The organism is Burkholderia sp. LMU1-1-1.1 (assembly GCF_040675865.1).
GTDB lineage: Bacteria > Pseudomonadota > Gammaproteobacteria > Burkholderiales > Burkholderiaceae_D > Rugamonas.
The window spans coordinates 92,802-110,095 of sequence record NZ_JBEGHG010000078.1 but is presented as its reverse complement, the minus strand read 5'-3'; the positions used below and the strand labels follow the sequence as shown (position 1 = coordinate 110,095).

At 64.0% G+C, this 17,294-nt stretch carries 17 protein-coding genes; 4 read left to right on the top strand and 13 right to left on the bottom strand.

Features of this window, described 5'->3' with window-relative positions; all coding sequences use genetic code 11:
- Nucleotides 1-58 precede the first annotated feature (58 nt).
- Together MRBLMU1_RS30095 and MRBLMU1_RS30090 are read left to right on the top strand one after the other, a co-directional pair.
- On the top strand, nucleotides 59-562 hold the full coding sequence (locus tag MRBLMU1_RS30095) for a flavin reductase family protein (protein WP_363509817.1): 504 nt from the start codon (nucleotides 59-61) through the stop codon (nucleotides 560-562).
- Nucleotides 563-650: 88 nt separating this feature from the next.
- The gene (locus tag MRBLMU1_RS30090; protein WP_363509815.1) at nucleotides 651-1,835 is read left to right on the top strand and encodes an acyl-CoA dehydrogenase; all 1,185 of its coding nucleotides are present in this window, start codon (nucleotides 651-653) and stop codon (nucleotides 1,833-1,835) included.
- A 45-nt stretch (nucleotides 1,836-1,880) separates the two neighbouring features.
- On the opposite strand, the gene MRBLMU1_RS30085 is transcribed toward MRBLMU1_RS30090, so the two are convergent.
- The 13 genes from MRBLMU1_RS30085 to MRBLMU1_RS30025 all read right to left on the bottom strand — a co-directional run bounded on the left by MRBLMU1_RS30085 (nucleotide 1,881) and on the right by MRBLMU1_RS30025 (nucleotide 16,452).
- A complete protein-coding gene (locus MRBLMU1_RS30085) occupies nucleotides 1,881-3,299 on the bottom strand; it encodes a serine hydrolase (RefSeq protein ID WP_363509813.1) in 1,419 nt (472 codons plus the stop codon).
- 132 nt (nucleotides 3,300-3,431) lie between these two features.
- Nucleotides 3,432-4,130: an OmpW/AlkL family protein gene (locus MRBLMU1_RS30080; RefSeq protein WP_363509811.1), complete on the bottom strand. Its 699-nt coding sequence runs from the start codon at nucleotides 4,128-4,130 to the stop codon at nucleotides 3,432-3,434.
- A 71-nt stretch (nucleotides 4,131-4,201) separates the two neighbouring features.
- Nucleotides 4,202-5,581: an esterase gene (locus tag MRBLMU1_RS30075; protein ID WP_363509809.1), complete on the bottom strand. Its 1,380-nt coding sequence runs from the start codon at nucleotides 5,579-5,581 to the stop codon at nucleotides 4,202-4,204.
- Between the two features lie 184 nt (nucleotides 5,582-5,765).
- Nucleotides 5,766-7,277: an alpha/beta hydrolase family protein gene (locus MRBLMU1_RS30070; protein WP_363509807.1), complete on the bottom strand. Its 1,512-nt coding sequence runs from the start codon at nucleotides 7,275-7,277 to the stop codon at nucleotides 5,766-5,768.
- A 121-nt stretch (nucleotides 7,278-7,398) separates the two neighbouring features.
- Nucleotides 7,399-8,469, bottom strand: a complete 1,071-nt coding sequence (locus MRBLMU1_RS30065) for an L-threonylcarbamoyladenylate synthase (protein WP_363509805.1) — start codon at nucleotides 8,467-8,469, stop codon at nucleotides 7,399-7,401.
- Nucleotides 8,466-9,671 carry a 5-(carboxyamino)imidazole ribonucleotide synthase gene (locus tag MRBLMU1_RS30060; protein WP_363509803.1) on the bottom strand — a complete coding sequence of 402 codons (1,206 nt, stop codon included), beginning with the start codon at nucleotides 9,669-9,671 and terminating at the stop codon, nucleotides 8,466-8,468. Before MRBLMU1_RS30060 ends, MRBLMU1_RS30065 begins: the two co-directional genes overlap by 4 nt.
- Nucleotides 9,672-9,687: 16 nt before the next feature.
- Nucleotides 9,688-10,194, bottom strand: a complete 507-nt coding sequence (purE, locus tag MRBLMU1_RS30055; protein WP_363509801.1) for a 5-(carboxyamino)imidazole ribonucleotide mutase — start codon at nucleotides 10,192-10,194, stop codon at nucleotides 9,688-9,690.
- Nucleotide 10,195: 1 nt separating this feature from the next.
- On the bottom strand, nucleotides 10,196-11,089 hold the full coding sequence (locus MRBLMU1_RS30050) for a phosphoribosylaminoimidazolesuccinocarboxamide synthase (protein ID WP_363509799.1): 894 nt from the start codon (nucleotides 11,087-11,089) through the stop codon (nucleotides 10,196-10,198).
- 107 nt (nucleotides 11,090-11,196) lie between these two features.
- Entirely contained in the window at nucleotides 11,197-12,261 is a 1,065-nt protein-coding gene (gene fba, locus MRBLMU1_RS30045; protein WP_090325362.1) for a class II fructose-bisphosphate aldolase, read from the bottom strand.
- A 77-nt stretch (nucleotides 12,262-12,338) separates the two neighbouring features.
- Nucleotides 12,339-13,784, bottom strand: a complete 1,446-nt coding sequence (pyk, locus tag MRBLMU1_RS30040; RefSeq protein WP_363509797.1) for a pyruvate kinase — start codon at nucleotides 13,782-13,784, stop codon at nucleotides 12,339-12,341.
- Nucleotides 13,785-14,047: 263 nt separating this feature from the next.
- A complete protein-coding gene (locus MRBLMU1_RS30035; RefSeq protein WP_315222350.1) occupies nucleotides 14,048-15,265 on the bottom strand; it encodes a phosphoglycerate kinase in 1,218 nt (405 codons plus the stop codon).
- 67 nt (nucleotides 15,266-15,332) lie between these two features.
- Nucleotides 15,333-15,689 carry an AzlD domain-containing protein gene (locus MRBLMU1_RS30030; RefSeq protein WP_363509795.1) on the bottom strand — a complete coding sequence of 119 codons (357 nt, stop codon included), beginning with the start codon at nucleotides 15,687-15,689 and terminating at the stop codon, nucleotides 15,333-15,335.
- On the bottom strand, nucleotides 15,682-16,452 hold the full coding sequence (locus tag MRBLMU1_RS30025; RefSeq protein ID WP_363509794.1) for an AzlC family ABC transporter permease: 771 nt from the start codon (nucleotides 16,450-16,452) through the stop codon (nucleotides 15,682-15,684). Before MRBLMU1_RS30025 ends, MRBLMU1_RS30030 begins: the two co-directional genes overlap by 8 nt.
- A 147-nt stretch (nucleotides 16,453-16,599) precedes the next feature.
- Here MRBLMU1_RS30025 and MRBLMU1_RS30020 point away from each other — a divergent pair, with 147 nt between their 5' ends.
- Nucleotides 16,600-16,812, top strand: coding sequence for a zinc-finger domain-containing protein (locus MRBLMU1_RS30020; RefSeq protein WP_363509792.1), 213 nt, complete (start codon nucleotides 16,600-16,602; stop codon nucleotides 16,810-16,812).
- Between the two features lie 39 nt (nucleotides 16,813-16,851).
- On the top strand, nucleotides 16,852-17,280 hold the full coding sequence (locus MRBLMU1_RS30015) for a YybH family protein (protein ID WP_363509790.1): 429 nt from the start codon (nucleotides 16,852-16,854) through the stop codon (nucleotides 17,278-17,280).
- Nucleotides 17,281-17,294 lie beyond the last annotated feature (14 nt).

The following is a 17,294-nucleotide window of genomic DNA, read 5'->3' as shown; positions in this document are numbered from 1 at the left end:
GCAATCCGTCGCCGCCACAAATCTTTGGCATAATGGCTAAAAGAACCCAGGCCGACCCATGCACACCATTTCCCCCCGCGCTGAAGAACGCGCTTTCGACACCGCCCATTTCCGCCAGGCCCTGGGCCAGTTCGCCACCGGCGTGACCGTGATCACCACCCGGCTGGCCGACGGCACGTTTCGCGGCCTGACCGCCAGTTCCTTCAACTCGGTCTCGCTCGATCCGCCGCTGGTGCTGTGGAGCCTGTCGAACGGCGCCAACAGCATGCCCATCTTCACGGGTAACTCGCATTATGTAATCAACGTGCTCAGCGCCGGCCAGGCCCACTTGGCCAAGCTGTTCGCCACGCGCGGCAGCAATCCGTGGGAAACCGTCGAATACGAACTGTCGCGCACCGGCCATCCCATCCTCAAGGGCGGCTCGGCCTGGTTCGAATGCCACAACCGCAGCCGCTATCCCGAGGGCGACCACGTCATTTTCGTCGGCGAGGTCGAGTTGTGCGAATTTACGCCGGCGCCGCCGCTGATCTTCCACGGCGGCCAGTTCGGCAGCCTGGGCTAAAAACGGAAATTGGTGTCGCCATTTGAAAAGCCGGGGTCTGCGGCGCGGCATAGAATGCTGGCAGCATTCACCATAATGAGAGACCACCATGAGCCAAGCCCGCGCCCAATTCCACTGGGATGACCCCTTGTTGCTGGACCAGCAACTGACCGACGACGAGCGCATGGTGCGCGACGCCGCCGCAGCCTATTGCCAGGACAAGCTGGCCCCGCGCATCCTGGAGGCGTTCCGCCGCGAGAAGATGGACACCTCGATCTTCCGCGAAATGGGCGAGCTGGGCCTGCTGGGCCCGACCATCCCCGACCAGTACGGCGGCCCCGGCCTGAACTACGTCTCCTACGGCCTGATCGCGCGCGAGGTCGAGCGCGTCGATTCCGGCTACCGCTCGATGATGAGCGTGCAGTCGTCGCTGGTGATGGTGCCAATCTTCGAATTCGGCACCGAGGCGCAGCGCCAGAAATACCTGCCGAAGCTGGCGACCGGCGAATGGATCGGCTGCTTCGGCCTGACCGAGCCCAACCACGGTTCCGACCCCGGTTCGATGATCACCCGCGCCAAAAAGGTGCCGGGCGGCTACGCGCTGACCGGCGCCAAGATGTGGATCACCAATTCGCCGGTGGCCGACGTGTTCGTGGTCTGGGCCAAGGACGACGAAGGCGCGATCCGTGGCTTCGTGCTGGAAAAAGGCATGGCCGGCCTGAGCGCGCCCGCCATCCACGGCAAGTTCGGCCTGCGCGCCTCGCTGACCGGCGAGATCGTGATGGACAACGTGTTCTGCCCCGAGGAAAACGCCTTCCCGGATGTGCGCGGTTTGAAGGGTCCGTTCACCTGCCTGAACTCGGCCCGTTACGGCATCGCCTGGGGCGCGCTGGGCGCGGCCGAGGCCTGCTGGCACATCGCCCGCCAGTACGTGCTGGACCGCTCGCAGTTCGGCCGTCCGCTGGCGGCCAACCAGTTGGTGCAAAAGAAGCTGGCCGACATGCAGACCGAAATCACCTTGGGCCTGCAGGGCTGCCTGCAACTGGGCCGCATGAAGGACGCCGGCACGGCGGCGGTGGAAATCACCTCGATGATGAAGCGCAATTCCTGCGGCAAGTCGCTGGACATCGCCCGGGTCGCACGCGATATGCTCGGCGGTAACGGCATCTCGGACGAGTTCGGCGTCATCCGCCACATGGTCAACCTCGAGGTGGTCAACACCTACGAGGGCACGCACGACATCCACGCCCTGATCCTTGGCCGCGCGCAGACCGGCATCCAGGCGTTCCAGTAAGCGGCACGACGCGGATTCGGCCCGACCGGCGAATCCGCGCCACCTTCATTTGGGCAAGCCCAGCGCCCGCGATTTCTCGTACAATTTCTTCGCCTTATCATTGTCGCCTTGCGCCTGGTAGGCCTCCGCCAGGCTATCCCAGGTATTCGCGGACGACGGGAACAACAGCGTATTCAGTTCGAACAAACGGATGGACTCGGCCACCCCGATGATTTCGCGCACCGCATAGCCGGTGCCGTTGACTGTGCCCTCCAGCGCCGCGCCCCGCACGGCGGCATTCGCGCGCAGTTTGTCGGCCTGCGCCGCCGCGTCGCCGTCGGCCGAAGGCTTGAGCGCGTAATCGATCAGTCCCGCCGACACCGCCTCGGTCGCGAACGTCCTGGGCGCCACCGCCGCCATCACGCTGTTCACCAAGGTGCGCGACCAGACATTCTTCACGCTGCCGCTGGTCAGGTAGATGAAAACATAGCCATCTCCGGCCGGACTATCCCGAAAAGCCCACCGAACCCGCACGCGCGCGCCGCCGTCATGGCCGACATGCCGGTACTCCCCGCTCTCGCCATATTCCCAGCCGGCGGCAAACACGCCGCGCTGGCCGTTGGACAAAGTCGGCGGCTGCCACAAACGCTCCAGCGTCGGTCGGCCCACCAGCGCGCCGCTGCGCAGCGCCTGAAAGAACGTGGCAAGATCATCCAAGGTCGAATACAGCTCGGCGTGGCCGTAGGCGTATTCCGGCCAAGGCACCACCGGACTGGGCTCCAGCCGGCCATTCTTGCTGGCATAAGCGGTCGCCGCCCGGTCTTTGGGCAACTCCCGGCCGCCCAGCGAGGTATGGTCGAGGCGCAGCCTATCGACGATGCGCTCACGCGCGATTTGCGCGTACGGCTTGCCGTAGCGCGCTTCAAGCAAAGCCGTCAACACCAGGTAATTGGTCTGCGTGTAGCGCGACGACGAACCCGGCGCAAACTGCAGCGGTTTGCCGGCAATGGTTGTCAGCGCGGCCGTCAAGGTGGCCGGAAACGGCGACGTCTCAAACATGTCGCTGTAATACTCCGGCACGCCGGACGTATGGTCGAGAAACTGGCGCACGGTGATCGCCTGCCACGCGGCCGGCAGCCATGGTACATGGGCGCTGGCCGGTCCATCGAGGTCGACCTCGCCCCTTTCGACCAGTTGCATGACAAGCGTGCTGGCGAACAGTTTCGCCAGCGAATACACGGGGAAGATGTCAGTGGTGCGCACCTGCCTGCCGCTAGCGATGTCGGCAGGCCCTTCGGCGCCACGGAACAACACTTTGCCGTTGTGCGCCACCAGCACGGCCTGCCCGGCGATGCCATAGCGCTGCTGGTTGACGTGCATCTGCCGGGCGATCGCAGCGGAAAGACGATCCGGCGCGGCGCGCGCCACGGCAGGCAATACCAGCGCCAGCATCAGTGCAAAACAATGGAAACGCCGTAAGCTCAAGATGTGTCCTCCGCAGATCAAATGCCCGCCGACCGGGCGCAACCCGACACAAGTATAAGATGGTATGGCAGATGCGTCCGGACGAAAAAAAACCGCTGCATATCGCAGCGGTTTTTTTTATCCCGGACACAATCAGAAATTGAACCCCTTGAAGTTGTAGCCGACGCTCACGCTCACGGCCAGCGGATCGAGGCGGATGTCCTGGGTCTGGCCGGTCGAGAAATGCACCTTGGTCTTGAGCTTGGTCTTGATCACGGTCGCATCGACAAACCACTGCTCGTTGATCTTGACGGTGCCGCCGATCTGGTAGCTGGCCGCCCATTTGTTGTCGACCTTGAAGGTCGCACCCGGACCGCCGGTGTTCAGGATCGCCGTCAATTGCCCCGAACCGCGCTCCTTCTGGAAGTACGCATACGTGATACCCAGCCCGACATATGGCCGGAACATCGCGTTGGCCGGCAGGAAGCGGTACTGGATGAACGCCGTCGGCGGCAGTACTTCCGAATCACCCAGCTTGCCCGTGCCCTCGATCGATCCCGAACCGTTCAGGTCATGCTTGTACGGCAGGCCCAGATCGATTTCGCCGGAAATGTTATCGGTGACCATGTAGGCGAACGCCACGCGCGGCTTGGTGTCCGGATCGATGTCGGCCTTGGTGCCCGGCAGCGCCGGCGCCGACACGTCGCCCGATTTGACCTTCGGCGTGATCTTGTTGATACCGGCGGTGACCAGCCAGGTGCCGGCGGTCTGTTGCGCCGACGCGGCCGTGGCCACCGACATCGCGGCGGCCAGCGCCAGCAGTTTTACGGTGGTGTTGAAACCCTTGTTCATATCGTCTCCTGATTTTTTATGGTGTTGTCCGGCGCGCGCCGCCCTGAATGGCGGCGCCCGCGACGACAGAATTACAGCCAGCCCTTGGTCACCAGGCTTCTGGACACGAAACGGGCCAGCAGCAGGTTGTTGAACGGGGTCGGGTGGACTTCATCGGCAAACGAGTAGTGGCTCACATCGCCCGACTTGAGGTTGCCGCCGTTGCACGCCAGCGACGTGCCCAGCGGGTTCTTGGCTGCGCTCAGGTCGCAAGCCGGCTCGGTCACGTTGGTCAGGCCGTAAGGGGCGGGATTGGTCGCCTGGTCGTGGCTGACGGCGAACACGTCGACAATCACCACTTTCGACTCGGCCGACAGGCCGGCGGTCAGCGCATTGTTGAAGGCGCTCACCATGGCGTTGATCAGCGCCTGGGTGGCGGCCGATTGGCTGCGGCCCGACGGCGTGGTGGCCACGTCCGGCAGATTGTTCACCGTCACGAAGTTGGCGCCGTTGGCGATGATTTGCGTCTTGACCAGATTGGCCAGTTCGGTGCCGGCGGTGGCCAGCGCGGCGACCAGTTCCGGTCCCTTGGCGGTGGCGTAATCGAGACCGGCCTTGTTGCCGGCGGCGGTGGCGTCGGCGGTGGCCTTGGCAACCATCGGACCGTACACAGCCTGCGAAGCGACGGCCGAATTGCCCGGCTGGACGGCGGCCGCGCCGATGGCGACCTGGGTGATGCTGGCCTGGGTGCTGCCGGCGCGCGCCGCTTCCGTTTGCGCGGCAAAGCCGATGGCTTGGGCGGCGGTCTGCGGATTGGTGGCGCCCGAGGCCAATTGCGGCACCAGGCTCTGAACATAAGCGGTGCCGCCGGCGGCGGTGCCGGCCGCGGTGGCGCCGGCGCTCAGCGCGGCCAGCTGGAACAGCACATCGTTACCGCCAGCCATGACGAACACCATTTCATCACCCTTGAACTTGCCGCCGACCGCCTTCAGGTGGTTGGCCACCTGGGTGACGACGGGAATGGTCAACGCGCCGAGCGCGCTGCCGGCCAATTTATTGCCGGGTCCAACCGGGTTGGTGACGCGGGCGCCGCCCTGGGCGTAGCCGTAGCAGCCGGCGTGGGCCACCTGGGGCACCGAGAATCCTTTACTGGCGTCGCCGTCAAGGCCGGTGACGGCCGCGCATGGCGCGGGCAGGCCCAGCTGGGCGGCGACCAGTTCGGTCCAGTTTTTGCCGGTCAAGGTGGAGGCGATCGCGGTGTTGTCGCCGTTGATGGTGAACTTGCCGCCTTTGAGCGCAGCCACGGTGCCGACCGCATACGAACCAACGTCGGACAGGCTGTCGCCGAACGACACTTGCGCGCTGTACTTGTTTTTGATGGTTTGATCACCCGGCTTCGGGTCGGCACTACCGCCGCAACCCGCCAGGACAGCCAGGGTCATTGCAGCCAGTGCAAATTTGGTGTTGCGCATGTTGTCTCCTGTAAATATTCTTTTATGGTTTGATACGAACGAGCGTGCTATTCGCATCCCAACTAATATGCCAGCGTTGGCGATGCTTGTATAGGAAAACACCCGACAAACTCAATAGTTGTGAGCAAAAAAGAACAGTTGCTCGGCTTTCCCGTTGCAAGTTTAATTTCCGTCAAATGACGAGCTATCGGCCTGGGGCAGAATCGAAAAACGCCCGTGCCTCGCGCAGGCAAAACGGCGCGACCAGGCCGGCATGATAACTATCCCTCACCGACTTGTTGGCGAGCCGCAGCGCCTCCTTGGCGGCCGCGAATTGCAGCCGACTGGTCAAATAAGGCGCCGCCAGCGACGTCTCCTCCAGATCGAGTCCCGTCACCGCGGCCGCGCCGTTGGCGGCGAAGTAGGCGCCAGCCGCCTTGGTGTTGGCGAAGGACACCACCGGGTCGTCGTTGCCGCCGCACAGGAACAGCGGCACGGCGGGCGCATAGGTGCGCAAATCGTTTTTCAGCAGCCAGCGGCGCAGCGCATTGGCCGGTGCGCAATCGAGCGGACGGGCGGCGCTGGCGTTGCACGGATTGGCCTTCAGATCGGCCAGGTAGGCGTCGCGGTAGGCGGTCCTGATCAAATGGTCGGCGCCGAAGAACGATGCGTAGCCCTCCGCCTGCGGCAACGAATCCTGCGCGAACAACACATCATCGGGCAACTTGCCGGCCGCCACCAGGTCGCCGAAACCGCGCGCGCCCGGCAGCAGCGTATCGATGCCGGTTGCGTACTTGGCTTCATAGATATCGGTCGTGGCGGTGTAGAGCGCGGCGCCGGCGCGCTGCCCGGCATTGATCACCAGGGGCAGGAAGCCGGTCGCCCCCACCGTCGGCGCGCCGCGGAAAATGGTATCGCCGGTCAACAGCAACGCATAAGGGCCGGACAGCGGCGCGGCGGCGGTGACGGCGAACTCGCCCGCGTAACCGGTCTGCATCGCGCGCTGCGTGGCCAATGCCACATAGCCGCCCTGCGAATAGCCGGTCAACATCAACCGGCTCGACGCGCTGGCCCTCATCGCGCCGAAGCTTGCGCGGGCGGCGCGCAGGGCGTCGACCATATCGCTTGATTGCTGGGCGGCGTCGAGGTAGGCGTGATAGCCCAGCGACGAGCCCGCATAGCCAGCGTAGTTGGGCGCCACCACGATATAGCCCTGGGCGGCGAACAAGGCGGCGATCAGCAACGGCTCGCTGGCCGACAGGTCGGCCATGTCGGCGGTCTTCTTCACGGTGGTACCGTGCGCGTACAGCAGCACCGGCCGGCCGCCCTGGCAAGCCGGATCCTTGCCGGATGGGACCATGACGGCGGTACTGGCATCGGTGGCGGCCGCCATCGCATCGACGGTGTGGTATTTGATGGTGTAAGTGGTAACGGCGCACACGGGCGTGCTGGTCACGTTGGTGCCCAGCACAACCGACGCATCGACCAGCAACTTCATTTCGGCGGGCTCCAGCGTACTGGCGGAGACGCCGCTGGCCAGCGCGGCCGGCACCAAGGTCGCGCCGCCGATGGGAGTCCCGCGCGGCGGCGGCGCTGGTGGCAAGACCGGCGGCTGCACCACCACCGTGCCGCTGCTCTGGCCGTTAGATCCACCGCCGCCGCCGCACGACGCCAGCACCAACGACAAGCAAATCACCCTCAATCCAGCCCAGCGCATATCGCCCCCATGCAAGATGGCCGGGCGAGCTTTTCGGCCGGCAACAATTCATCTTAGCACTGGATTCAAGAAATTTCCCGCAAACCGGCCGCAACAGAACACCCAAAAAAAACCTTGGGGGTTATTGCAGCAGGGAGTCGATGATGCCGGCGGAGCCGAACACCGAGCGGCGCAGGCGGTCGTTGACGCCCAGCCATTGGGAATCTTGCGGCGGAGTTTCGACCAGGATCAGATCCGAGCCGGTCTGGTCCATGTCGCGCAGGGCGGCGTAGAGGCCGTAGGCGTAGCCGGCCGGATCGGCGGGCAGCGTTTGCTGGCTCGGCGCCAGCTTTGGCAGCGCATGGCTGATGACGGCGACCTTGATGCCCTTGGCTTGCAATTGCTCCAGTTTGGCGGTCAAGGTGGCGCCGTCGAGCATCGTCACCGGGGTGCGCGGCGCGTAGTGCGATTCCAAGGTGCCCGAGGCGCGCGGCGCGGCCTGGTCCGGCGCGGCCGGCAGGCGGCCGATGACGTCGGCGATTTGCCGGGCACTGATATGGCCCGGACGCAGCAGCACCGGGCCGTGCGTCGCCAGCCGCGACAGGTCGACGATGGTCGATTCGATGCCGACCTGGCTGGGTCCGCCCTCCAGCACCGTATTCAATAATGCCGCCGAACAGGCGTCATCGCCCGTGATCGAGCCTTCATCCGCGTCGTCCAGCGCGAATTCGTCGCGCACGTGCTGGGCCGTGGTCGGGCTGACGTTGCCGAACTTGTTGGCCGACGGCGCGGCCACGCCGCCCTTGCCGCCCTTGAAGGCGCTCAGCAAGGCGATCGCGACCGGGTGCGACGGGCAGCGGATGCCGACCGTGTCCTGGCCGCCGGAGACGGCGTCGGGAATGTGGCCGGCGCGTTTCAAGATCAGGGTCAGCGGTCCCGGCCAGAAGGCGGCGACCAGTTGCCGCGCCTCGTCCGGGATGTCGGTGACCCAGTAGTCCAGATCGGCGCCGGGCGCGACGTGCACGATCACCGGGTGGTCGTTCGGGCGGCCCTTGGCTTGATAGATGCGGGCCACGGCGGCCGGGTTCTCGGCGTCGGCGCCCAGGCCGTAGACGGTCTCGGTCGGGAAGGCGACCAGGCCGCCCTCCTCCAGAACCGCCGCCGCCGCCGCGATGTCGGCCGCGTCGGCCACCGCGTGATGCTGTTTCTTCACGGCGCGATACCCAGGATGGCGCAGGCGGCGTTGAGCTGGCGCTGTGCCTCGTCCAAGGTCGGCGCGACGATGGTCAGGTGGCCCATCTTGCGGGCGCGGCGCGGATCGTCCTTGCCGTACAGATGCAGGCAGGCGCCCGGCAAAGCCAGGATGCGGTCCCAGGCCGGTTCGCGCGCAGTCTCAGCTCCCCCCCCGCTGTCGCCTTCGAACCAGACATCGCCGAGGATGTTGAGCATGACGGCCGGCGAATGCTGGCGCACGTCGCCCAGCGGCAAACGCGCCATCGCGCGGACCTGCTGCGCGAACTGGCTGGTGACGCAGGCGTCCATCGTGTAGTGGCCGCTGTTGTGCGGACGTGGCGCCATTTCGTTGACCACCAGGCTGCCGTCGGTCAGCACGAAGAATTCGATGCACAGCACGCCGACGTAGCCGAGTTCGGCCACGATGGCCTGCGCGGCCTGCTGCGCGATCTTGGCGCTGGCGTCCGAAACGTTCGGACCCGGCACCGTGGTGGTGAACAAAATGCCGTCGCGGTGGACGTTCTCGGCGATCGGATACACCACCGACACGCCATCGGCGCCACGCGCGGTCAGCACCGACACTTCGTAGGCCAGCGGCAGCATCTTTTCCAGCAGGCAGGTGACCTTGTCCATGCTTTCAAACGCGGCGCGCACGTCTTCGCGCGACTTCACGCGGACCTGGCCCTTGCCGTCGTAACCCATGCGCACGGTCTTGAGGATGCCCGGCAGCAGATCGTCGGCGATATCGTCGATATCCTGCTGCGTAGCGATCACTTTATGCGGCGCCGGCAGCACGCCCGAGCGCGGCGCGCAGTCGACGAAGAATTTCTTCTCGGCGATGCGGTCCTGCGCCACCGACACGCCATGCGCGTTGGGGGCGACGAATACACGCTCGGCCAAGCGCGACAAGCTGTCGGCCGGCACGTTCTCGAACTCGGTGGTGACGGCCAGGCATTGCGCAGCCAAGGCGTCGAGGCCGGCGGCGTCGCTGTAGCCGGCGTTGACCAGCCGCTGCGCGACCTGGCCGGCGGGACATTCATCCGCAGGCTCGAGCACGGCGACCTGATAACCCATGCTCTGGGCGGCCTGGGCGAACATGCGGCCCAGTTGGCCGCCGCCCATCACGCCCAGCCACGCCGCCGGATTGGCGGCGGGCAGAAGTGGAGAAAAATCTTTGCTCATCGATTTATTTCAAACGTTATTCAAGCGGCAGCGTCATGGCCTTGGCGGCTTCGGTTTGCGTCGCGCGGAAGGCTTCCAGCTTGTCGGCCAGCGCCTCGTCGTTGGCGGCGATCATGGCGACCGCCGTCAGCGCGGCATTGGCGGCCCCGGCCTCGCCGATGGCGAATGTCGACACCGGCACACCCTTCGGCATCTGCACGATGGACAACAGCGAATCCTCGCCGCGCAGATACTTCGACGGCACCGGCACGCCCAGCACCGGCACGATGGTCATGGCGGCGACCATGCCCGGCAGGTGGGCCGCGCCGCCGGCGCCGGCGATAATGGCGCGCAGGCCGCGCGCACGCGCGCTCTTGGCGTACGCGTACATCTCGTCCGGCATGCGGTGCGCGGAAATGACTTGCGCCTCGAACGGCACGCCGAACTGCTTGAGGATGGCGACCGCGTTTTGCATCACGTCCCAGTCCGAGGACGAGCCCATGATGACGCCGACCAGCGGTTTGGAGTTGTTAGCGTCCGCCATCTCAGGCCTTCAGCTTCTGGCCGGTCAGGCGCTCGATCGCCTCGAAATACTTGGCCTGGGTCTTGTCGATGACGTCGGCCGGCAGCGCCGGTGCCGGCGCGGTCTTGCCCCAGTCCAGCGTTTCCAGGTAATCGCGCACGAATTGCTTGTCGAACGACGGCGGCGACATGTCCGGCGCGTACGAATCCGCTGGCCAGAAGCGCGACGAGTCGGCGGTCAGCACTTCGTCCATCAGGTGCATGACGCCGTTTTCGTCCAGGCCGAATTCGAACTTGGTGTCGGCGATGATGATGCCGCGCGTGGCCGCGTAGTCGGCGGCGGCGGTGTACAGTTTGATGCTGATATCGCGCATTTTGGCGGCCAGTTCGGCGCCGATGCGGCTTTCCATGTCGGCAAAGCTGATGTTTTCGTCGTGCTCGCCCAGATCGGCCTTGGCGGCCGGGGTGAACAGCGGCTCGGGCAATTTCTCCGCCTGGCGCAGGCCCGCCGGCAATTGAATGCCGCAGATGCTGCCCGTCGCCTGGTAATCCTTCCAGCCCGAACCGATGATGTAGCCGCGCACCACCGCCTCGACCATGATCGGCTTCAGGCGCTTGGCGACCACGGCGCGGCCTTTGACCTGCTCCACCTCATCGGCTGCCACCACGGACTCGGGCGCGACGCCGGTCAGGTGGTTCGGCACGATGTGGCCCAGCTTCTCGAACCAGAAATCGCTCATCTGGTTCAAAACCATGCCCTTGCCGGGGATAGGCTCGTTCATGACAACGTCGAAGGCCGACAGGCGGTCGGTGGTGACGATCAGGATCTTGTCGTCGCCGACGGCGTAGTTGTCGCGGACTTTGCCATGGCCGAGCAGTGGCAGGGATTTGATGGAGGATTGGTAAAGGCTGTTCATAGCGGAGAATGTATTAACCAAACGTAGAAAAAGCGAAAACCGGCGACAAGGAAACCTTGCCAGCCGGTCAAGAGATTCGGGCCACCTTCGCCCGTCCAACCCGAATTTTACTTCACAATCTGTTGCAGCTCGCCGGCCTTGTAACGCTCGGCCATTTTTTCCAGCGTCACTTGCTTGATTTTCGACGCCTGGCCGGCGCAGCCGAACTGCTCGAAACGGGCGCGAACGATCTGTTCGGCGGCCAGACGGGCAGGCTTCAGGTAGTCGCGCGGGTCGAACTTCGACGGGTTCTGGAACATGAACTGACGGATCGCGGCGGTCATCGCCAGGCGGATGTCGGTGTCGATGTTGATCTTGCGAACGCCGTGACGGATGCCTTCCTGGATCTCTTCAACCGGCACGCCATAGGTTTCCTTCATGTCGCCGCCGAATTCGCGGATGATGGCCAGCAGTTCCTGCGGCACCGACGACGAACCGTGCATCACCAGGTGGGTGTTCGGGATGCGCGCGTGGATTTCCTTGATGCGGTCGATCGCCAGAATGTCGCCGGTCGGCTTGCGGGTGAACTTGTAGGCGCCGTGCGAGGTGCCGATGGCGATGGCCAGCGCGTCGCACTGGGTTTGCTTGACGAAGTCGGCGGCCTGGTTGACGTCGGTCAGCAGCTGCTCGCGGGTCATGGTGCCGTCGGCGCCGTGGCCGTCTTCCTTGTCGCCCTTCATCGTTTCCAGCGAACCCAGAACGCCCAGCTCGGCTTCAACGGTGACGCCGATGGCGTGCGAGAACTTGACCACTTCGCGCGACACTTCGACGTTGTACTCGTACGATGCGACCGACTTGCCGTCCGCTTCCAGCGAGCCGTCCATCATCACCGACGAGAAGCCGGAGCGGATGGCGGCCATGCAGACCGCCGGCGACTGGCCGTGATCCTGGTGCATGACGACCGGAATGTGTGGATAGGCTTCGATCGCGGCGTCGATCAGATGACGCAGGAACGCTTCGCCGGCATATTTGCGGGCGCCGGCCGAGGCTTGCATGATGACCGGGCTGTCGAGCGCGTCGGCGGCGGCCATGATGGCCTGCACTTGTTCCAGATTGTTGACGTTGAAAGCAGGGATGCCATAGCCGTTTTCAGCGGCGTGGTCCAGCAGTTGACGCATGGATACGAGGGACATGATGTGTACTCCAAACAATAAAAAAACTTGGTTGCCGGAGCGTTGCGCCCCCGTTCCGCGGGGGCGCGCTATCGGACTTACTTAATACCTACTTTGACGATCTTGAGCGCGTTGGTGCCGCCGGCTTGGCCCATCTGGCCGCCCCACGTCACGACGATCATATCGCCCTTCTTGACGATGCCGTTCTGCACCAACAAGTCTTCGGCCTGCTTCAGCACGGCGGCGCTATCGCCGGCCTGCGCCAGATTGTATGCCTTCACGTTGCGGTACAGCGCCGCTTTGCGCTGGGTCGTCACGCTTGGCGTCAACGCGTAGATCGGCGTGTCGATGTTGTGACGGCTCATCCACAGCGCGGTCGAACCGGACTCGGTCAGCGCGACGATCGCCTTGACCGCCAGGTGGTGCGCGGTGAACAGGGCGCCGTAGGCGATCGACTGGTCGATGCGGGTGAAGGTCACATTCAGGAAGTCGGCGTCGAGCTTGTTGTACTCGGACTGCTCGGCTTCCACGCAAATGGCGGCCATCATTTCCACGGTCTCGATCGGGTAGCGGCCCGAGGCGGTTTCCGCCGAGGTCATCACCGCGTCGGTACCGTCCAGCACGGCGTTGGCCACGTCCGACACTTCGGCGCGGGTCGGCACGGCGTTGAAGATCATCGACTCCATCATCTGGGTCGCGGTGATCGCCAGCTTGTTCGACTCGCGCGCCATCTTGATCATGCGCTTCTGCAACGCCGGCACCGCCGCGTTGCCCACTTCCACCGCCAGGTCGCCACGGGCGACCATGATGCCGTCGGAGGCGTCGAGGATCTCCTGCAGCACAGGGATCGCTTCGGCGCGCTCGATCTTGGCGATCATCATCGGCTTATGGTTGAACGGCTCGCCGGCGATGTTCGCCAGGGTGCGCGCCATTTCCATGTCGGTTGCGCTTTTCGGGAACGAGATCGCCAGATAATCGCACTGGAAACTCATCGCCGTCTTGATGTCTTCCATGTCCTTGGCGGTCAGCGCCGGCGCGGTCAGGCCGCCGCCCTGGCGGTTGATGCCCTTGTTATTGGACAGCTCGCCACCGATCTTCACGGTGGTGTAAATTTCATGGCCGACGATCTTGTCGACCACCAGCACGATCAAGCCGTCGTTCAGCAGCAGCTTGTCGTCGGCGCGCAAATCCTGCGGCAGCGCCTTGTAATCCAGACCGACGCGCTCCTGGTTGCCCAGTTCGCCGTTCTCGCCCCATTTGGCGTCCAGGATGAACTTGTCGCCATTGGCCAGATCGATCTTACCATTTTCAAATTTGCCCACGCGGATTTTAGGACCCTGCATGTCCGCCATGATCGCCACTTCGCGACCGCATTCGGCCGCCGCCTCGCGCACCAGCTTGGCGCGGTCGATATGGTCCTGCGCCTTGCCGTGCGAGAAATTCAAACGCACGACATCCACCCCGGCGCGTATCATTTTTACCAGAACGTTGAAATCTGTAGAGGCCGGGCCGATCGTTGCGACAATTTTGGTACTACGGGACATAGGATTCCTTAGCGTTGGGTCATGCGGAAAGCCCCCGCGGTAGCGGCGGAGACCAGGAAAAAACCAGGAAAGCTGCACTGTAAGCTCGTGCTGAGCTTGGTGTCGCCCGGTTCGAAGGTGCCAAAGTAGCTAACAATGTAGCCAAACTACAAATCTTTGTAGCAAACTTTCACAAACCGGGCTTTTTTCAGCTATTACTAGGATTTTACTGGCAATTTGCTACACCGCACGACCGTGCTTTTTACGTCACATTGATACTAAAGTTATTGCGCCGCAGCACGCTGCGTCAGGATCTCGACCGCTGGCAAGGTTTTACCTTCCAGGAACTCCAGGAAGGCGCCGCCGCCGGTCGAGATGTAACCGATCTGCTCGGTGATGCCGTATTTGGCGATCGCCGCCAGGGTATCGCCACCGCCGGCGATCGAGAACGCCTTGGAGTTGGCGATGGCCAGCGCCAGCGTCTTGGTGCCTTCGCCGAACTGGTCGAACTCGAACACGCCGACCGGGCCGTTCCACACGATGGTGCCGGCGGCGGCGATTTGCGCGGCCAAGGTGGCGGCGGTTTTAGGACCGATATCCAGGATCATGTCGTCGTCGGCGACGTCGGCCACGTCCTTGACGGTGGCGACGGCGGTTGGCGAGAATTCCTTGGCGCACACGACATCGACCGGGATCGGCACTTGCGCGCCGCGCTTGGCCATGATGTCGATGATGGCCTTGGCTTCTTCGACCAGTTCGTTCTCGACCAGCGATTTACCGATGTTCAGGCCGACGGCCTTCATGAAGGTGTTGGCGATGCCGCCGCCGACGATCAGGTTGTCGACCTTGTCGGCCAGCGCTTTCAGGATCGACAGCTTGGACGACACCTTGGAACCGGCGACGATGGCCAGCAGCGGACGGGCCGGGGCGCCCAGCGCCTTGCCCAACGCGTCCAGTTCGGCTGCCAGCAGCGGACCGGCCGACGCGACCGGCGCGAATTTGGCGATGCCGTGGGTCGACGCCTCGGCGCGGTGGGCGGTGCCGAAAGCGTCGTTGACATAGATATCGCACAACTTGGCCATTTTTTGCGCCAGTTCGTCGTTGTTCTTCTTCTCGCCCTTGTTGACGCGGACGTTTTCCAGCAGCACGACCTGGCCGGCTTGCAGGTTTTCCAGACCGGCGCCGTCGACCCAGTTCTGTTTCAGCTCGACCGGCTGGCCCAGCAGCTCGGACAGGCGCGCGGCGACCGGCGCCAGGCTGTCTTCCGGTTTGAACTCGCCTTCGGTCGGACGGCCCAGGTGGGACGTCACCATCACTTTGGCGCCGGCGGCCACGGCCGCTTTAATCGCCGGAACGGACGCGCGAATGCGCGTATCTTCGGTGATATTGCCCGCATCATCCTGCGGCACGTTCAAGTCGGCGCGGATGAAGACGCGCTTGCCTTGCAGCGCATTCTGGGCGATGAGATCTTGCAGACGGATGAAGTTCAAAACAGCGGACATGGCGACCCAAGGGTGAGTTGAAAGAAGAGCGCTATTTTACCGCAAGCCGAGCCGTGTTTTCTTGTTATTAAAATACAGGAACGAGGGTGGGCAGCAAGCTGGGAAGCAAGCGTAGTGCCGTAAAGAAAGCCATGCCGACAATGATCGTTTCCAGCATGTTGCGACGCAGCAAATAATAGCCTGTGGCGACCACCCCGGCGATTAATTTCAGGTTGCTGAAATCGAGGACGGCGTGACCGTCCGGGGCCAGCAGCAGATCAGGGAAGATAATCGCCGCCAGCGCGCAGGCGGGCGCATAGCGCAGCATTTCCTGCACCCGTTTGGGGATGGTGATGTGCTGGCCGATCAGCCAGAACGAGCTGCGCGTGGCGGCGGTGGCCAGCGCCAACACGCCGATGACGACCCAAATTTCCCAATCAGCCATTTTTGCCCTCCCGGCGGTTGCGCCACTTTTCCGTGCCCTCTTCCACCGCCATCGACGTCAACATGCCGACCAATACCGCCAACAATAATCCCAATTTGTACGGCAACCCTGCTGCGAGCACGGACACGCCGCCCGCGACGAGCACGCCGCACAATGCCGGCCGGCCCACCATCAGCGGGATCATCACGCAAATGATGGCCAACGTGCCGGCAAAACCCAGCCCCCACTCGGGCGGCACTGTGCTGCCGAGGAAAATGCCGGCGATCGAGCCAACCTGCCACGCGCCCCAGTTCGGATACATCAAGCCCTTCAAATAGGACAACTTTCCGACCTGCGGCGCTTCGGACGGATATTTTTGCAAAAACATCGCCACCGTGAGATCACCGGAGACATAGCCGAGCAAGAACCGCCGCGGCCAGGGAAGATGTGCGAAGTGCGGCGCCAACAGGGCCGCGAAGATGACGAAGCGGAGATTGACGACGAAGGCCGTCAGAAAGATGACCCAAATCGGCGCGCTCGCCGCGATCAGCGGCAACGCCGCCAACTGCGCCGATCCGGCGAACACCAGCAAGGTCATGCCCAGCGCCTGCGGCACGCTCAGCCCGGACTTGACCATCGCGATGCCCACCACCAAACCCCAGGCGCCGATGCCGAACAACGTGGGAGTGCCGACCTTCAGGCCTTCCCTCCAGGAAGGCTCATGATGTTCGGCCACGTAATGTTCGGGCCGGGGCGCGGAAGGGGTGCTGCTCGGTTCGGTCATGTGGCTTCAGGTGCTCGGGTGGTTGTGGCATTCACGCCACACAGCAGGCCACACCAGTATTGTGGAGGCGCTATTTTACCGATGATTTTTGCTCAATGCGCAATTCCGTTAAAATCGTGGTTTTCACGCCTTTCGGAGCATTACAACATGACCAACGCCAACACGTCCGCCGCAGCCGCCACCAACGCCGTTGAGCTGGATGGCAAGGATTTGCCGGCCCACTGCCCGAACCCGGCCATGCCGCTGTGGTCGTCGCACCCACGCGTGTTCCTGGAATTCAACCACGACGGCATCGCCAAGTGCCCGTACTGCGGCACCGCCTACCGCCTCAAGCCAGGCACCGTCGTCGGCCACCACTAATCACTATGCCCACCGCCAGCCGCGTCCCCCGGAGCCCGCATGCCCATTAAACGAGAAAAACAGTTGAACGGCAGCGCCGTCGAGGTGGAAACGGCGTTCTACGCCGCGCTCAACCGTGCCGACCTGGACGCGCTGATGGCCCTGTGGGCCGATGACGAGGAGATCGTCTGCGTCCATCCGGGCGGCACCCGCCTGATCGGCCACGCGGCGATCCGCTCGTCGTGGAGCAAGATCCTCGAACACGGCGGCCTGCACATCATGCCGTCGCAGCTGCACGAAACCCACAACCTGATGAGTTCCGTGCACACGGTGGTCGAAGGCACGACGGCCGCCAGCGGCGAACCGGCGCACCTGGTCGCCACCAACGTCTACGTCAAAACGCCGCGCGGCTGGCGCATCGTGCTGCACCACGTGTCGGTCGCCCCCGGTCCGGTGCCGGCCGACACGGCTGCGCAAATCCTGCACTAACGCCACCCTCCCCC